The 14,710-nt window shown below is 68.5% G+C and carries 12 protein-coding genes; 7 read left to right on the top strand and 5 right to left on the bottom strand.

The window, feature by feature from the left end:
- Positions 1-99: 99 nt before the first annotated feature.
- The 5 genes from VD972_RS06740 to VD972_RS06720 all read right to left on the bottom strand — a co-directional run bounded on the left by VD972_RS06740 (position 100) and on the right by VD972_RS06720 (position 4,932).
- Positions 100-939: an SIR2 family protein gene (locus VD972_RS06740; RefSeq protein ID WP_324982477.1), complete on the bottom strand. Its 840-nt coding sequence runs from the start codon at positions 937-939 to the stop codon at positions 100-102.
- 57 nt (positions 940-996) lie between these two features.
- The gene (locus VD972_RS06735) at positions 997-1,815 is read right to left on the bottom strand and encodes an SDR family NAD(P)-dependent oxidoreductase (protein WP_324982474.1); all 819 of its coding nucleotides are present in this window, start codon (positions 1,813-1,815) and stop codon (positions 997-999) included.
- 218 nt (positions 1,816-2,033) lie between these two features.
- The gene (locus VD972_RS06730; protein WP_324982471.1) at positions 2,034-2,690 is read right to left on the bottom strand and encodes a hypothetical protein; all 657 of its coding nucleotides are present in this window, start codon (positions 2,688-2,690) and stop codon (positions 2,034-2,036) included.
- Positions 2,691-2,722: 32 nt separating this feature from the next.
- On the bottom strand, positions 2,723-3,538 hold the full coding sequence (locus VD972_RS06725; protein ID WP_324982468.1) for a ribonuclease E inhibitor RraB: 816 nt from the start codon (positions 3,536-3,538) through the stop codon (positions 2,723-2,725).
- Positions 3,539-3,543: 5 nt separating this feature from the next.
- Positions 3,544-4,932 carry a GIY-YIG nuclease family protein gene (locus VD972_RS06720; protein ID WP_324982465.1) on the bottom strand — a complete coding sequence of 463 codons (1,389 nt, stop codon included), beginning with the start codon at positions 4,930-4,932 and terminating at the stop codon, positions 3,544-3,546.
- 38 nt (positions 4,933-4,970) lie between these two features.
- Here VD972_RS06720 and VD972_RS06715 point away from each other — a divergent pair, with 38 nt between their 5' ends.
- From VD972_RS06715 to VD972_RS06685, 7 genes are all read left to right on the top strand, one after another.
- The gene (locus VD972_RS06715) at positions 4,971-7,847 is read left to right on the top strand and encodes an aldo/keto reductase (protein WP_324982461.1); all 2,877 of its coding nucleotides are present in this window, start codon (positions 4,971-4,973) and stop codon (positions 7,845-7,847) included.
- Between the two features lie 243 nt (positions 7,848-8,090).
- Positions 8,091-9,506 carry a reverse transcriptase family protein gene (locus VD972_RS06710; RefSeq protein WP_324982458.1) on the top strand — a complete coding sequence of 472 codons (1,416 nt, stop codon included), beginning with the start codon at positions 8,091-8,093 and terminating at the stop codon, positions 9,504-9,506.
- Complete coding sequence (locus tag VD972_RS06705) at positions 9,503-10,483, top strand: TIGR02996 domain-containing protein (protein ID WP_324982455.1); 981 nt, start codon at positions 9,503-9,505, stop codon at positions 10,481-10,483. The genes VD972_RS06710 and VD972_RS06705 overlap by 4 nt, the downstream gene beginning before the upstream one ends.
- Before the next feature lie 40 nt (positions 10,484-10,523).
- Positions 10,524-11,585 carry a MoxR family ATPase gene (locus VD972_RS06700; RefSeq protein WP_324982452.1) on the top strand — a complete coding sequence of 354 codons (1,062 nt, stop codon included), beginning with the start codon at positions 10,524-10,526 and terminating at the stop codon, positions 11,583-11,585.
- Positions 11,575-13,377: a DUF2201 family putative metallopeptidase gene (locus VD972_RS06695; RefSeq protein ID WP_324982450.1), complete on the top strand. Its 1,803-nt coding sequence runs from the start codon at positions 11,575-11,577 to the stop codon at positions 13,375-13,377. Before VD972_RS06700 ends, VD972_RS06695 begins: the two co-directional genes overlap by 11 nt.
- 87 nt (positions 13,378-13,464) lie before the next feature.
- Positions 13,465-14,055 carry a hypothetical protein gene (locus tag VD972_RS06690; RefSeq protein ID WP_324982447.1) on the top strand — a complete coding sequence of 197 codons (591 nt, stop codon included), beginning with the start codon at positions 13,465-13,467 and terminating at the stop codon, positions 14,053-14,055.
- 89 nt (positions 14,056-14,144) lie between these two features.
- A partial coding sequence (locus VD972_RS06685; RefSeq protein ID WP_324982444.1) for an MBL fold metallo-hydrolase occupies positions 14,145-14,710 on the top strand: 566 nt, incomplete at its 3' end.

Raw genomic sequence — 14,710 nt, 5'->3', positions numbered from 1 at the left:
TGGGAGCCGCCAAAGACGTGGAGGACCTCGCGGACCTTCGCGTCATTGCACGTGTTGAAGTACCAGTCGGGCATCATCGCGGGTCTCCTGGATGAGGGCTCAGCGGATGCGCTGGAGGAGGTCCGCGACGCTGGCCTCCTTGTCCGCGGGGTCGAGCTGGATCAGATCGATGTTCCACTGCTCCAGCAGATCGGGCTGGATGGGACCGGGCCCGAAGGTGGCAATGAAGCAGCGCCGCGTGGATGGACGCCGGGCGCCGGCCTGTCCCTGGAGGCGGAGCTGGTGCATGCGGTACCAGATATAGCGGATGTTCAAGTCATTGAAGCTGTAGCCGACGAACAGGAAGCTGTGGCTGAGCAGATCCGCGCGCAGGCGCTGATCCACGGGCGACTCCAGGGCAATCCGGTGGTAGTAGGAGCTCTCGGTGAGGACGATGGTGTCCGGCTTCGCCAGCGTGCCGTGGAACTTGATGACGTCAGTGGTGCCGGGCTCGCGCCGCGTCTGGAAGTCCTCGAACGAGGACAGCACCGCGACCTTCCTGCCCGCATCCTGGAGCGCGCCCTCCACGTGCGAGTCGTAGTTGGTGGTGTAGAGGGTGCGCCAGTCGAGGCTGGCCAGCGCCTGGTGCATCCCGGACACCCTTCGCGCGTTGACGGCCTCTTCCGAGTCGAAGCGGCGCGTCATCTCGTGCACCAGCTGCTGGAAGTGATCGTGGCCTGCGAGCTGGAAGTACTCGGCGAGCTGCTCGTAGCGGCCGTGGAGGTAGAACAGCTCGGGCTCGAAGTCGAGGCGCTGGGCGATCCAGCCCATCAGCTCGGACCAGTCCGGCAGCTTGAGGGGCTTGGAGAAGCCCGCCCCCAGGAAGGGGATGAGCCGCCCGTCCCGGTACTCCTGCTGCAAGCGGGGCGTGGCTTCGGCGGCGGACAGGACGGCCATCATTCCTCCAGAGGAGGGGCCACATTACATGGCCCGCGCGCTCCCCGCGTCATGCCCTGCTCAGGGCTCGCTTTCCTTCATGAGCCGCTTCTGGACCAGGTGCGTGGCGTACAGGAAGGCGTCGGGAGACAGGCGCTTGAGCCTCCAGGCCCACCGGCCGTCGGCGAGGGGGAGCGCATAGCGGGCCTTGCGCGCCACGGCCCTCAGGCACTCTCGGGCCACTCGGTCCGGCCCGATGCGGGCCTCCCCCACCAGCCGGCTGCCGGCCTTGCCCAGCTTCGGATCGGTGTACTGCGCGGACACGGCGAGGTTGGTGCGGAAGAACGTCGGGCAGGCCACGGTGACGCCGATGCCCGCCGCCTTCAGCTCGATGTAGAGCGTCTCCGAGAGGGACACCACGCCCGCCTTCGAGACATTATACGGCGCCATGTAGCCCACGGAGATCAGCCCTGCGGCGGAGGAGATGTTGAGGATGTGCCCCGAGCCCTGCTGCCGCAGCCGGGGCACGAAGGTGTGGCAGCCGTGGATGACGCCCCACAGGTTCACGTCCAGCACGCGCTTCCACTCTGCCAGAGGGAGCTGGCCCACCTCTCCGGCGCACGCCACGCCGGCGTTGTTGACGAGCAGATCCACTCCTCCGAGCTGGGAGAAGGCCCTCTCGGCCAGCTGCTCCACCTGATCTGGCTGTGTGACGTCGCACGGCTGGACGAGCGCCTTGCCGCCCGCCTGCTCGACTTGATGGGCGGTCTCCTCCGCGGAGGGGACGTCCCGGTCCGACACCACCACGCGAGCCTGATGCCGGGCGAGCTCCAGGCACAGCGCTCGGCCCAGGCCGCTTCCAGCGCCGGTAATGACTGCTCGGGCTCCGTCGAGGTTCATGGGGGCATCCTCATATCTGAAAGTCACCAGGAGCGCGGCGGCGAGGGCAACGTGTTGCCCGTCGGCACGGGGAACCGCATCGCTGTGGAGTGCCATTGGGACAACAGCGGCCGAACGCGAAGGATCTGGAGTGGGGAGAGGGTACGGGGGACGAGATGTGCCTGGGCACATTCCTGATGACCCAGTAACCCGCTCAACCCCGTCCTGAACCCTCTCACTCAGACGCGGGCGAGCAGGGCGCCCAGCACGGACTTGGAGACTGCGGGAGCCTCTGGCAGCAGCTCGTCGGGCAGCCAGTAGTAGAGCGCTCTGCCCTCCGCTTCGACCTTCGAGCGGGTGAACTCCATGCGCCCCTTCTTGGCATGCTCGGGAGCCTTCGGCAGGCAGCGCTTGCAGAGGCACGGCAGGGGTGACTCGGGATCGTGGGCCGTGAGGTTGATCGGGCCCACCGCGACCGGGGCCTCCGTGGCTCCGGCGCCACCGCTTGCCGGGAGCAGCAGCTTGACGTCCTCAGCGGTGAGCGCGCGAGGCGTCTGGAGGGACATGCCCAGCGCTCCCTTCGCTGCGGCGATACCCTTGCCCGACTCGAAGCGCAGCTTCGGGATCAGCGTGGTGATGTCGGTGATGGGGACTCGGTTGGCAGTGCCGCGCCATTCCTCCTCCTTGAACTTCAGCCCCTCGAGCACCGCCACCAACCAAAGGGCCTCTTTGGGCGGGCGCACGGTGACGAGGAAGAGACGGCCCCCCGACTTCAGCGGGTCGAGGTGGCGGCTCGCGCTGCGGTACCGGTCCAGCGGAAGAACCTCGCCCGGCTTGAGGCCGGCTGCTTCCTTCTCGAAGACCGCCTTGCTGATGATGGCCAGCATGTCAGGCATGGGCGGGATTCTATCAGGGCGCAGGCCTCACTTCACTCCGTGAGCGCCGTCTCCGAACCGTCGTACTCGCCCGAGTGTTGTTGGGCGATGCGCTCTAGCTCCTCCCGGACTGCGAGCCCGGCCTCGTCTCCCGGGGTGAGGGAGTGCTCGGCGAGGACGAGCCAGTTCACGCCATCGGAGCCCTTGCGGCTCTCGACCGTGAATCCGCGTTGGCGCAGCTCGGCGGCGACGGCTTTGCCCTCCTTGGCGCGGGGGAAGTAGAGGTAGTGGCGCATGCGCGGTGGCTTGCCGCTGGCAGGAGCCTTGGGACGCTCCGCCACTTTTCCGGATGCCTCCGGCGGAATGCTGGCTGCCATCTGGTGCTGGCGTTCTGCATGCTCGTGTTCAGGTCTCCACTGTTGGGCCAGGCGATGCACCAGGAACTCGTGGTTCCATAGCTCCGCAAGCGAGAGGTGTTTCTCCTCGGGGGTGAGTTCTCTTTTCAGCAGGGTCTCCTTGGAGCCCTCTTCGAGCACCCATGCCGTTACCTTTCCCTCACGCGTGATGAAGCCATGCCGCAGTAGAGCGCGTGGAGTTTCAAGACCTGCTGGAATCGGGTAATTGCCGATGATCTCGACGAGGCCATGTCTGACAGCGAGACTTACGAGGTAGAAAGTGAAGTAGCCCTCTTGGGTTGCTAGAGCCGCCAACTCATCCGGATCGGGTCGCTGCTCGAAAACTCCAGGGAGGACGCGGACCGTGTCGCTGTACTCAGGGTGTTTGGACGTGTACTGCAAGTAGGCTAGGCCACGAGGCGTACGAACCTCGATGACATCCCCGAATCGCGCTTTCTTGCGAGCGGCAGCCATTGCAGTCAGTCCTTGTAGCCGATGGATTCCAGGAGTTCTTTCCCGCGTCGCAGCATGGCTGCGTACTTTGGGTTGGTGCGGGCAACGCTGTTGATACGGTTCAGCAGCGTGCCACCGTTCTTCTGGAGCCCATGGATCTCGATGAGCACCTGTTCGACTGCTCGGGCGTCGTCACGGGAGAGCCCCTTCATCAATTGCACAATCCGGAAGCCATTGAGCCGAAGGTGCTCCGCCATGCGGCGCGCAAGCTCGTTCGTGATGCCCACGTAGTGCACTTGTCCGCTGGGACTCCGCGAGAGATAGACCGTCGTGTCGCCCGTGGAGCTGTTGCCGCCAGCAGATGAATCCTGGTTCGCCATGGCGAGCGCGCCTGGGGCCAGGACAACGGTGGCGCCCTGCGCGGAGACTGCCACCGTGTCCACCGCCGCCGCGAGGTAGAGGCGGGCACCCCCTTGAGCCTCGGCCATTAGAGTGGCCTGGGAGGCGCCGGGAAGAGAGGGGAGCTTGGAAGCGAAGCCTGCCGCTGTGCTGCCCGCCGCAGCGGTGAAGAGCATGACGAAGACGCGGGCTACGTTGGGACCCATCACCTTGCTGAACCGTCGTCCGGAGGCGCGCACCTGGTCGAACGAAGAGGCCTCGTCAACCTCCTCCACCAGCCGGGCCCAGCCCTGAAAGAGACTCCAGACAGTGTCAAAGCCCAGGTAGCCGATGAGTGCCACGGTCATCGCCGCCGCGAGCCCTTTGGAGAGGGGCTCGGGCAGCACCCAGAGCATGAGATACATCGTCATGGCGGAGACGAGCGTGGCCTGAATCGCCAGAGGGTCCACCATCTGGCCCAGCGCGTCCTTCGCTTCCTGCCAGAGCGAGGCCATGGCGAAGTGCAAGGCCAGGGCGCGCTTGCCGTCATGCCCGAGTAGCGCGCCACCCTCTAGCAACTGGAGGCAGTCCAAGGGTTCTGAGCCATCCTGGCACCATAGGCCGTAGCCGCGCGTGATCTCCGCGTCTGCTCCCATGGGCTCCGAGAGTAGGTGGGCCCGAGGCACGTCCTCACTCGTATCGAGCGAGACAAGTCCCAGGTGCCTGCGGGTACCGGCATATGCCTCCCTTCGGGATGGGGTCAGCCACAGCCGCCGTGCTTCCTGGAGCGGTTGAGGCGAGGGCCTCACCTCCGGGGCGTGAGTGGAGATGGCCTCCTGGAAGTCGTGCTCGCTCAACGTTGCAGGCGCACGGGCGCCTTGCGGGATGTGAACGACAGACTCGTTCTGCTCCGTCTCCAAGCGGAGAACTCGCGAGGAGCCGGCGCAGCCCACCAGCAGCGCCACCAACCCGAGGCTCAAGAGTCGGCACGGAAGCGGAAAGGTCGCCTTGCTGATGATGGTCAGCATGTCAGGCATGGGCGGGATTCTAGCAGGGCGCGTAGACTTTGAGCGTCATGACGCCTTTGGACCCGGCCGCAGTGCGGCTGCTCGACGAGGCCGCCGAGGTGCGGCGTGAGGCTGTGGAGGCCGTGGATGCCACGGCTCTCACCGGCCGGTATGCGCTGCGTCAGGCCCTGCTGGGGGATGAGGACGCCGAAGTTCGTGCCTCTGCTGCACGCCGGCTGGGAGAGTCGCGGGATCGTCTCTGCACCTCCGCCCTCCTCGAGGCGCTGCGCGACCCGATGCCCGCGGTCCGGGATCGCGCCTGGCGTGCCCTGGCTCGGCTGGGCGCTCGCGAGCTACTCCCCGATGCGGAGCGGGCCGGCCGCGAAGAGCCCGTCTGGTGGGTGCGGCGATCCGCGGTCCGGGCGGCGGCTTCTGTCGCGGGCACCGAGGCTCTGGACCTGCTCCTCCGGACCCTGGAGGACCCGTTCTGGCGCGTGCGCAGCGCGGCGGTGCAGGCGCTGGTCTGGCTGGGAGAAGCAGACGCCGGTGTACGGCAACGGGTACGCGCAGCGGGAGAAGGCGCGGGGCCCGGGTCCGTGAAAGCTGCTGCCCTGTATCTCGAGGGAGCTTGGAGCTCCTCGGCACCAGCACCTGGGACAGGGAGCTTCGCAGGCCCAGTCCCCGTGTCCACGGAGGCGGGGCTGGACGATCAGGATCCCGCTGTGGTCACGGCGCGCCTCGAGCGGTTGCCCGCTTCGGCCGTCCCCCCCGTCAAGCTGGTGGAGTGGCTGGGAGATCCGCATGAGCCGCTTCGCTCGCTCGCACGGCGGCGCCTGATCGAGCGTCGGGATCCCGAGGCCGTCCGGCTCGCGATGCGCTGGCTGGACGAGCCACGGGTCCCACATGCCGCGGAAGAGGTCCGCTCCCTTCTCCAACGGATCGACGTGGATGAGCTCGCCCTGGCGTCACGCATCCTCGGCGAGCCGCCGCGTCCGGGCGCGCTCGCCTGGGCTGCACGGATCGTGGTGCGGAGGGATGAGACCGAGCTGATCGAGCGTGTCCGGACCCTGGCTCGTCATGAGGAGCCTGCCATCCGGCGTGCAGCCCTCTCCGGGCTCGTCCTCGATCCCGCAAGCCGTGCGGAGGTGCTCGCGGCCTTGGAGGATCCGGACGCATCCGTGCGCGAGGAGGTCATCGCCGCCTGGGAGCGCCGGCCTCCGGCTCCCTCGGCCATCATGGCGTTCGCCCGGGCTCTCGTGGCCTTCGCACCCCGAGCCAGGACTTCACGGGAGCGCCGCGCCGTGGCGGAAGGTGCCGGCTGTGTCGAAGAGGAGGCCTTGCTCGAGCGTCTCTCGAAAGAGGCCGACACGTCAGTCCGTGCAGTGGCCCTTGGGGAGCGCTCGGAGTTGGGCCGTCTCACGGAGGAGGAGCGGCGCGAAGCGCTCACACACGAGGACCCGTGGATCCGCATGGCGGCGCTGGATGTGCCCTCGGCGAACGTGGCCTGTGCGCAGGATTCGGACCTCTCGGTGCGGCGCGCCGCGCTGACGCTCCTGGCTTCCCAGGCGACGAAGCTCGCTCCTGACGAGGTGCGGAGCGTGGGGCTTGCCAGCGCGCTCTCTCCAGATCCCTGGATGCGAGCCCGCGGGGCAGAGCTGCTCCGCGCGGAGGGAACGCGGGAGGAGCTGGAAGCGCTCCTGCGCCTGTCGCTCGATCCTTCTCCGATGGTCCGAGCCGCTGCCGCGGCGGTGCTGGAGGAGTGCGAGACTCTCGATGCACTCCTGTCCGAGCGGCTGCGAGGAGCCTCACGCACGCAGGATCCCGATCTTCGCGCCTCCGCCTACACCTGGCTGCTGCGCCAGGCGGATGCCGCCGCCTTCGAGCACCTGGCCGCCGCGCTGCGAGATGCTTCGGAGCCGGATCGGGTGGTGGCACACCTGGAGGCGATGACGCTGGTCTTCCCGGACGAGGCCTTCGCAGCGGCCCCCGATCTCGAGGAGCGCCGGCCCACACGGCCTCGCCGGGACAAGACGGCCCCGAAGCGCGCCCCCCCTGAGATCACTCCACGGGCCTCCTGGCGCGCCCTGGGGAGCACGGGGCTCAGCGTCTCGCCGCTCGTGCTCTCGGGCGCGAACGGCCTGTCCCTCGCATCGCTGGCCGAGGCCCATGAGGCGGGCGTGAACGCCTTCTTCTGGGAGACGGAGTACCTGCAGCTCACGCGCTTCCTCCGCTCGCGCCGGTCCCATCGCGAGGGGCTCGTGGTGGTCGCGGGCTCCTACCACTCGGGGCCCGCCGCGCTCCGCCGGGACGTGGAGTCCGCGCTGCGCCAGCTCCGCACCAGCCACCTGGATGTCTTCCTCCTGTTCTGGGTGCGCTCACCCGAGCGGCTCACGGCAGAGGACTTCGAGGCGCTGGAGCAGCTGCGCGCCGAGGGCAAGCTCCGCGCCTTTGGCTTCTCCACCCACCTGCGAGACCTGGCCGCGGAGGCAATCCGGCGCAACCCCTGGCCGGTGGTGATGACACGCCACAGCGCCGCCCACCCGGGCGCGGAGGCGGCCTTCTTCCCAGAGGCGCTCGCGCGGGGAACGGGGGTGCTGACCTTCACCGCCACCTGCTACGGCCGGCTCCTCAAGCCCACGCCGGGAATGCCCTCGGGCGCGGTACTCCCCAGCGCGGTGGACTGCTATCGCTACAGCCTGTCCCAGCCGGGGGTCAGCGCCAGCCTCTCCGCGCCCCGGAGCCACCGCGAGCTGCTGCAGAACCTGGAGGTGCTCGCCCGGCCCCACATGGTGCCCGAGGCGCTGGAGGTGATGCGCGCCCACGGAGCGCGGGTCCGCGCGCGAAACCAACAGTTCAACACGCTCATCCGACAGGCCCCGGGCGGGACCCGTGACACCTTCCTGGCACTCCTGGAGGAAGAGGGTGAGCCGCCGGTGACCTGGTGAAGGCTTCACACGGCGCGGCGAATGTGCTGGAGTTCACAGTGCTCCTGGGGTCGCGTGCAGCCAGCCTTCCGTCCGCGATGTCACGTCGCGGCTGCCAGCGATACCCATTGAAGAACGACGCAGCGCGGGGTCCGCCTTGCCGGCTTCCCTGACCCCGCGTGCATCTGCCGTGCAGGTGGCGGCGGCCTCAGGAGCGCAGTGTCTTCCGCCGCGCGGGGGCTTGCACCCCAGGAGAGCATGGGAATGAACCTCGTTGGCCTCCTCCTCGAGCTGAAGCCGCTGATGGCAGAGCCCGAGGCCAACTTCGAGCGCATCACCGAGCTGCTCGAGAGCCACCAGGGGCTGGCCGAGTACGAGGTGGCCCGCTTCTACGTGAGCCGCCAGTGGCTGGAGCCGGTGGGGCGCATGCTGCGCAGCGTCGATCCGCGCGAGCGGCGCCGGGGCGTGAAGCAGATCCCGCTGCTCTTCGCGCGCGCGACGGCGGCGGGGCAGCTCCGCCGGCTGGTGAAGGATGCGGATAAGCGGGTCGCGAACTCCGCTCGGGCGGCGGTGCAGAAGCTGGGGTTGACGGACGTCTCTCCGCCGGACCGCCGCTTCAAGCCGCCTCGCAATCCGGGCCCCCTGTCCCGCGGTGGGTGGAACCCCAGTGGCTGGAGCTTCGGCGTCCCCATGAACCGCTGGGGGAGCGCCAAGAAGCAGCCGCCCCTGAAGGGCAAGCTGCCCAAGCTGGCCACCCGCAAGGACGTGGCGGAGCTGGTGGGCGTGAAGGAGAAGGAGCTCGAGGCGCTGATGCGCCCGGGGACCGAGGCGGGCTCGGGGTACGTGGAGTTCGAGGTGCCCAAGCGCTCGGGCGGGGTGCGCCGCATCTCCGCGCCGCGGGCGCAGCTCAAGGCGGTGCAGCGCGCCATCCTGGAGAAGATCCTCGAGCACATGCCCGCGCATGAGGCTGCGCATGGCTTCGTGAAGGGGCGCTCCACGGTGAGCAACGCCGAGCCGCACACGGGCGCCACGGTGGTGGTGCGCGTGGATCTGGAGGACTTCTTCCCCACGGTGCACTACCGGCGCGTGAAGGGGCTCTTCCAGGCGCACGGCTACGGCGAAGAGGTGGCCAGCGCGCTGGCGGGGCTCGCCACGCACCGGCCGAAGCTGCCGGATGGGACGGTGGTGTGGCCGGGCGCGCTGCCGCAGGGAGCGCCCACGTCTCCGGCAATCGCCAACCTGGTGTGCCGCCGCATGGACGCGCGCCTCACGGCGCTGGCGAAGAAGCTGGGGGCTACCTACACGCGCTATGCGGATGACCTGTCCTTCTCCTTCAAGAATCCACCCGAGAAGATGGGCCGCTTCCTGTGGTGGGTGAACGCCATCCTCCAGCAGGAGGGCTTCACGGAGAACCACCCGAAGCGGCGGGTGATGCGCAAGAACTCCCGCCAGCGTGTAACAGGCCTGACGGTGAACGAGCAGGTCTCCATCCCGCGCGTGGATCGTCGCCGGTTCAAGGCGATCCTGGCCAACTGCCGCAAGCACGGGGTGGCGTCGCAGGCGCGGGGCCGGGAGAACTTCGAGGGCTGGTTGCGAGGCTACGCGGCCTATGTACACATGGTGCACCCGGAGCTGGGCGCACGCTGGCAGCGCGAGGTGAAGGAGCTGCTCGGCGGATGAGGCCCGATCCTGCACTGCTGGCGAAGATCGCAGCGCACCCGGAGGCGCCAGAGCCCCGGCTGGCCTGTGCGCAGTGGCTCGAGGCGCACGGGGCAGGCGCGCGCGCCGAGCTCATCCGCGCGGAGCTGTCCCTCCGCACGAGGCTGAATCCAGAGCAGCGATCCACGCTGAACAAGCGGGTGAAGCAGCTTCTGAAGGAGCATGGGAAGGCCTGGGCGGAGGAGCTGCCAGGAGTGAGTGCAGGAGACCTGTCCTACCGGCGAGGGTTCGTCGAGGAGCTGACGCTCCCAGAGAAGCGCCTCGCCGAGAACGGGGAGGAGCTGCTGGCGCACGAGCCCGTGCACAAGCTGACGGTCTCGCTCCAGGACGGCAAGGGACTGGGGGCGGCGGCCGGGCAGCCCTGGTTCGAGCAGGTCCGCTGGCTGAAGCTGACGGGGAAGGTGGATGCGGGGGCGAAGGCGCTGGCGGCGGCGGCGCATGTGGGCAAGCTGGACTCGCTGCTCCTGCCAGGAGCGAAGGTGAGCGGGATCTCCGCGGTGCTCGGAAGCGAGCGACTGAGCAGCCTGCGGACCCTCAGCCTGACAGGGGGCAGTGAGGAGCTGGATGACGAGGCCTTGGGCGTGTTCTCCCAGGGTCGGCTCAAGCTCGAGCGCCTGTTCCTGTCGCAGTGCCTGATGCTCGAAGAGGGCCTCTCTCCGCTGGCGGAGGCGGAGTGGCTCCGGCCTCTGAAGTGGCTCGCGCTGAACCGGAACCAGCTGACGGACTCGGCCGTCAAGCAGCTGGCGGAGAGCCAGGTGCTGGAGAACCTGGAGCGGCTCGAGCTGGCGCATAACGAGTTCACTCCCGAGGGAGTGCGCATCCTGGCTTCGCCGAAGGTGCTCCCCCGGCTGACGCACCTCGATCTGAGCGAGATGTGGTGGGAGAAGCGGAAGCTGGATGCGCTGAAGCAGCGGTTCGGGCCGGGCCTGAAGCTCTGACCCTCTTTCCAGGAGCCCCCCGGCACCAGGAGTCCCCCGAGTGAACGCCGTCCAGACGCTGACCCAGAAATCGCTGGCCGAGTACCTCCTTCATGTCGCCGTGGTCCGGCCCGTGTTCATCTGGGGCCCACCGGGGATCGGCAAGTCCTCCATCGTCCAGCAGTTCGCGCAGCAGGTAGGACTGCCGTGCGTGTCGCTGCTCGGCAGCCAGCTGGCCCCCGAGGACCTCATCGGCGTGCCGCAGATCGTCAACGGCAAGAGCCGCTTCTGCCCGCCAACGATGATCGCCCGGGACGATCCCTACTGCCTCTTCCTCGACGAGCTGAACGCCTGCTCCCACGAGGTGCAGAAGGCCTTCTACAGCCTGATCCACGAGCGGCGCATCGGCGAGTACGAGCTGCCCTCGGGCTCCATCGTCATCGGCGCGGGCAACCGCGCGCAGGACAGCGCCATCGTCAAGCCCATGTCCTCGGCGCTCATCAACCGGATGATCCACGTGCAGCTCCAGGCGTCGCACCAGGACTGGCTAGAGTGGGCCCAGCAGAGCGAGATCCACCCGATCGTGCTCGACTACATCCGGCTGCGGCCGGATCACCTCTGGAGCGCCTCGCCCAAGCACGAGGAGCCCTTCTCCACACCGCGCTCGTGGCACATGCTCAGCGACGCGCTCAAGGAGTACGGCGAGGAGGTGTCGGACGCCACGCTGGAGGTGCTGGCCTACGGGTGCCTCACCCCGGTCCACGCCGGGCAGTTCAAGGCCTTCGTGAAGCAGGCCCGCAGCAAGTACCGGCTCAGCGCCATCCTCCGCGGCGAGATGGGCTGGCCCCACGCGCCCGAGGATCGGGACGTCCTCTACTTCCTCTCCCAGTCGCTGCGCGCCCAGCTCATCAAGGAGCTGCCACGCACACGCGAGGCGCTCGCCGAGCACCACCGCGAGCTGGCGCATCGAGGCAAGGGGTTGATCAAGAGCCTGGCGGCCATCAGCTTCGAGCTGGCGCAGATGGTGGTGGCACGGCAGGACGGCGAGGGGCTGCCGGACTGGCTCCTGCTGGAGATCGTGCGCGATCTGCCGCGGCTGGTGGAGCGCAAGGATGGCGCGTAAGGACGAGAAGAAGAAAGGAAGCGATCCCGCCACCGAGGCCTTCGAGAAGGGCGTCGAGAAGGTCCGCGCCCACCCGATCTTCGGGCTGCTGATGTGGCGCGTGTCCCTCTACCGCCGGGAGGGTACACCCTACCCACCGAGTGGCTGGGCGGTGGTGAGCCCCCGGGGAGCGCTCTACGCGCACCCCAAGCGGCGCGGCTCGCCGGAGGAGTGGGCCTACGTGATCGCCCACTGCCTGCTTCACCTGGGACTGGGGCACTTCAAGAACGTCCCCGAGCCCATTGCCTGGCAGACGGCGTGCGACTGCTTCGTGGCGCGCTTCCTGAGGGACCTCAAGTTCGGTCGCCCTCCGGATGACATGCTGGTGGAGGTGGACTTCGGCTCCAAGAGCGAGGAGCGGTTGTACGAGACCTTCGTCCGTGAGGGCATCCCCCCTCAGCTCTCCGGCTGTGGAGCCGCGGGCCCGAGCTCCTACGACATGATCGAGCCCGCGCAGTTCGACACGGTCGATGGGACGGACTGGGAGGCCATCTTCGCCGAGGGGCTCGTGCAGGCGGTGGATGCGGCGGTGGAGCTGGCCGCGGGACTGCGCCAGACGATGAGCTCGCGGGGGAGTGCGCAGACGGAGGCCGCGCGGGCACGCTCGTGGTTCATCGCCCGGTTTCCGTTGCTCGGCTCGCTGGCGGCCCACTTCACCCTGGTGGAGGATCCGCAGGTCTGTCACCGGCTGCAGATCACGGTGGCCGCGGTGGACGCCGAGGCTCGGGAGATCTACCTCAACCCGGCCGCGGGACTGCGCGAGGAGGGGATGCGCTTTGTCATCGCGCACGAGCTGCTCCACGTGGGCCTTCGCCACCAGGCGCGCCGCATGGGGCGGGATCCCTACCTGTGGAACGTCGCGTGTGACTACGTGGTGAACGGGTGGCTCGTGGAGATGGGAGTCGGCGAGCTGCCCAAGTTCGGGGTCCTCTACGATCCCGAGCTCAAGGGAATGTCCGCCGAGGCTGTCTACGATCTGATCGTCACGGACATGCGCCGCTACCGGAAGCTGGCCACGCTGCGCGGCTACGGGCTCGGAGACATGCTGGAGGGGCAGAGCCCCGACTGGTGGATGCGGGGCGATGGCGCGTCGCTGGACGCCTTCTACCGGCGCTGCCTCACGCAGGGGCTCGCGTTCCACGAGGCCGAGGGCCGAGGGTACCTGCCCGCTGCGCTGGTGGAGGAGATCCGCGCGCTGGATCAGCCCCCCATCCCCTGGGACGTGGAGCTGGCGCAGTGGTTCGCCCAGCACTTCTCTCCCCTGGAGAAGCGCCGGACGTACACGCGGCTCAGCCGGCGCCAGTCCGCCACCCCTGACATTCCCCGTCCGCTCTGGGTGCCCCTGGCGGAGGCGAGGGAGGGGAGGACCTTCGGGGTGGTGCTGGACACCTCCGGCTCCATGGAGCGCAAGCTGCTGGCCAAGGCCCTTGGGGCCATTGCCAGCTACAGCCAGGCCCGGGAGGTGACGCAGGTGCGGCTCGTCTTCTGTGACGCGGTGGCCTACGACGAGGGCTATGTCGCGCCGGAGACGCTCGCCGAGCGGGTCCGAGTCCGCGGCCGAGGCGGCACGGTCCTCCAGCCAGGGATCGATCTGCTGGAGCGCGCCAAGGACTTCCCGAAGGACGGGCCACTCCTCATCATCACGGATGGAGAGTGCGACCGGCTCCAGATCCGGCGCGAGCACGCCTTCCTGATGCCACAGGGGAAGCACCTGCCCTTCGTCCCCGTCGGGCGGGTGTTTCGCATCGTCTGAGCCCACGAGGGATCAGGCAGGCGCTCGCACCCAGGGTCGCTGCCTCCCATGGGAAAGGAGCAGGCGATGGGACCCCGGAGATAGGCGATGTTCGAGCAGGGCGCCAAGGCCCGGGCCGAGCGCATCTTCCTGGCCAACGCCCTGGTGGGCTACCACGAGCAGACACGCCTCCAAGGGCCGATCCTCGGCGCCCTGCATGCGCCGCTGCGGCAGGTGTTCCTCGATCAAGTGGTGGAGCTCATGGGGGTAGCGCCTGCGCGACGGGGCAACCCCTTCCACGAGCTGTCCCTGCGCGGCGCCTTTGGGCCCCTGGCCGGCAAGCTGGAGCGTCTGTGGCGGGAGCTGATCACCCGGGCGCTGATGCGGTTGGATCTGCCAGACGTGACGCTCCGGCTCGGGGAGGACATCCCGGCGCTGAATGCCGAGCGGGACTTCCCACCCTCGCTCTCGCGCCTGGAGCACGCGGAGCTCGTCTCGCTGATGGCGACGCTGGATCGGACACCGAACGACACGGCGGGGAGCGCGGCGCGGGACTGGGGGGATCTGGGGGATCGGATGAACCTCATCGTCGACCTCTTCCGGACGCGCCAGCAGGATCGCGTGCTCTACGAGCAGCCCTTCACGTTCATGCAGGTGGAGGCGCTGAAGCAGGGGCGAGTGCCTCACGGTCGACTCTGAGCGCGGAGCGTGTCCCACTTGCACCGGGGGAAGTGTAGGGTGAGGGCCTGGCATCCACCTTCACAGCCCGGGGTCAGGGAGCGCCCACCATGAAGCGACTTCACCGCAAGGATCTCTACTGCTGGTCCGAGTTCGCCGAGCGGCTCGACATCGACTTCAACAGCTTTGCATGGACTCGCGAGGGTGGGAACGTCCTGGTGGATCCCTTGCCGCTCTCGGAGCATGACCGCAAGCACCTGCGAGAGCTGGGCGGCGCTGCCTGGATCGTGCTGACCAACTCGGCCCACGTCCGCGGCGCTCAGGAGATCGCCGCGGAGTTCGGCTGCAAGATCGCGGGGCCCTCGGCGGAGCGAGAGGGGTTCCCCATCCCCTGTGATCGGTGGCTGAAGGACGGCGAGGAGTTCCTGCCAGGGCTTCGGGTCCTCGAGCTCGCGGGCTCGAAGACTCCGGGCGAGCTGGCCCTGATCCTGGAGGACACAACGTTCATCTCGGGCGACCTGCTGCGATCGCACCGGGCGGGCGAGCTGATGCTGCTGAAGCCGGAGCAGGGGATCAAGGATCGAGCCCAGGCGGTGGCCTCACTCCGGCGCGTGCTCGCCTACGAGCGCTTGCAGGCCCTGCTCGTAGGGGATGGCTGGTGCGTCTTCCGTGATGG

Source organism: Hyalangium sp. (assembly GCF_035629615.1).
In the GTDB taxonomy this organism is placed as follows: Bacteria; Myxococcota; Myxococcia; order Myxococcales; family Myxococcaceae; genus Hyalangium.
Note: the sequence above shows the minus strand (reverse complement) of the source record. Positions and strands in the feature narration are given on the sequence as shown.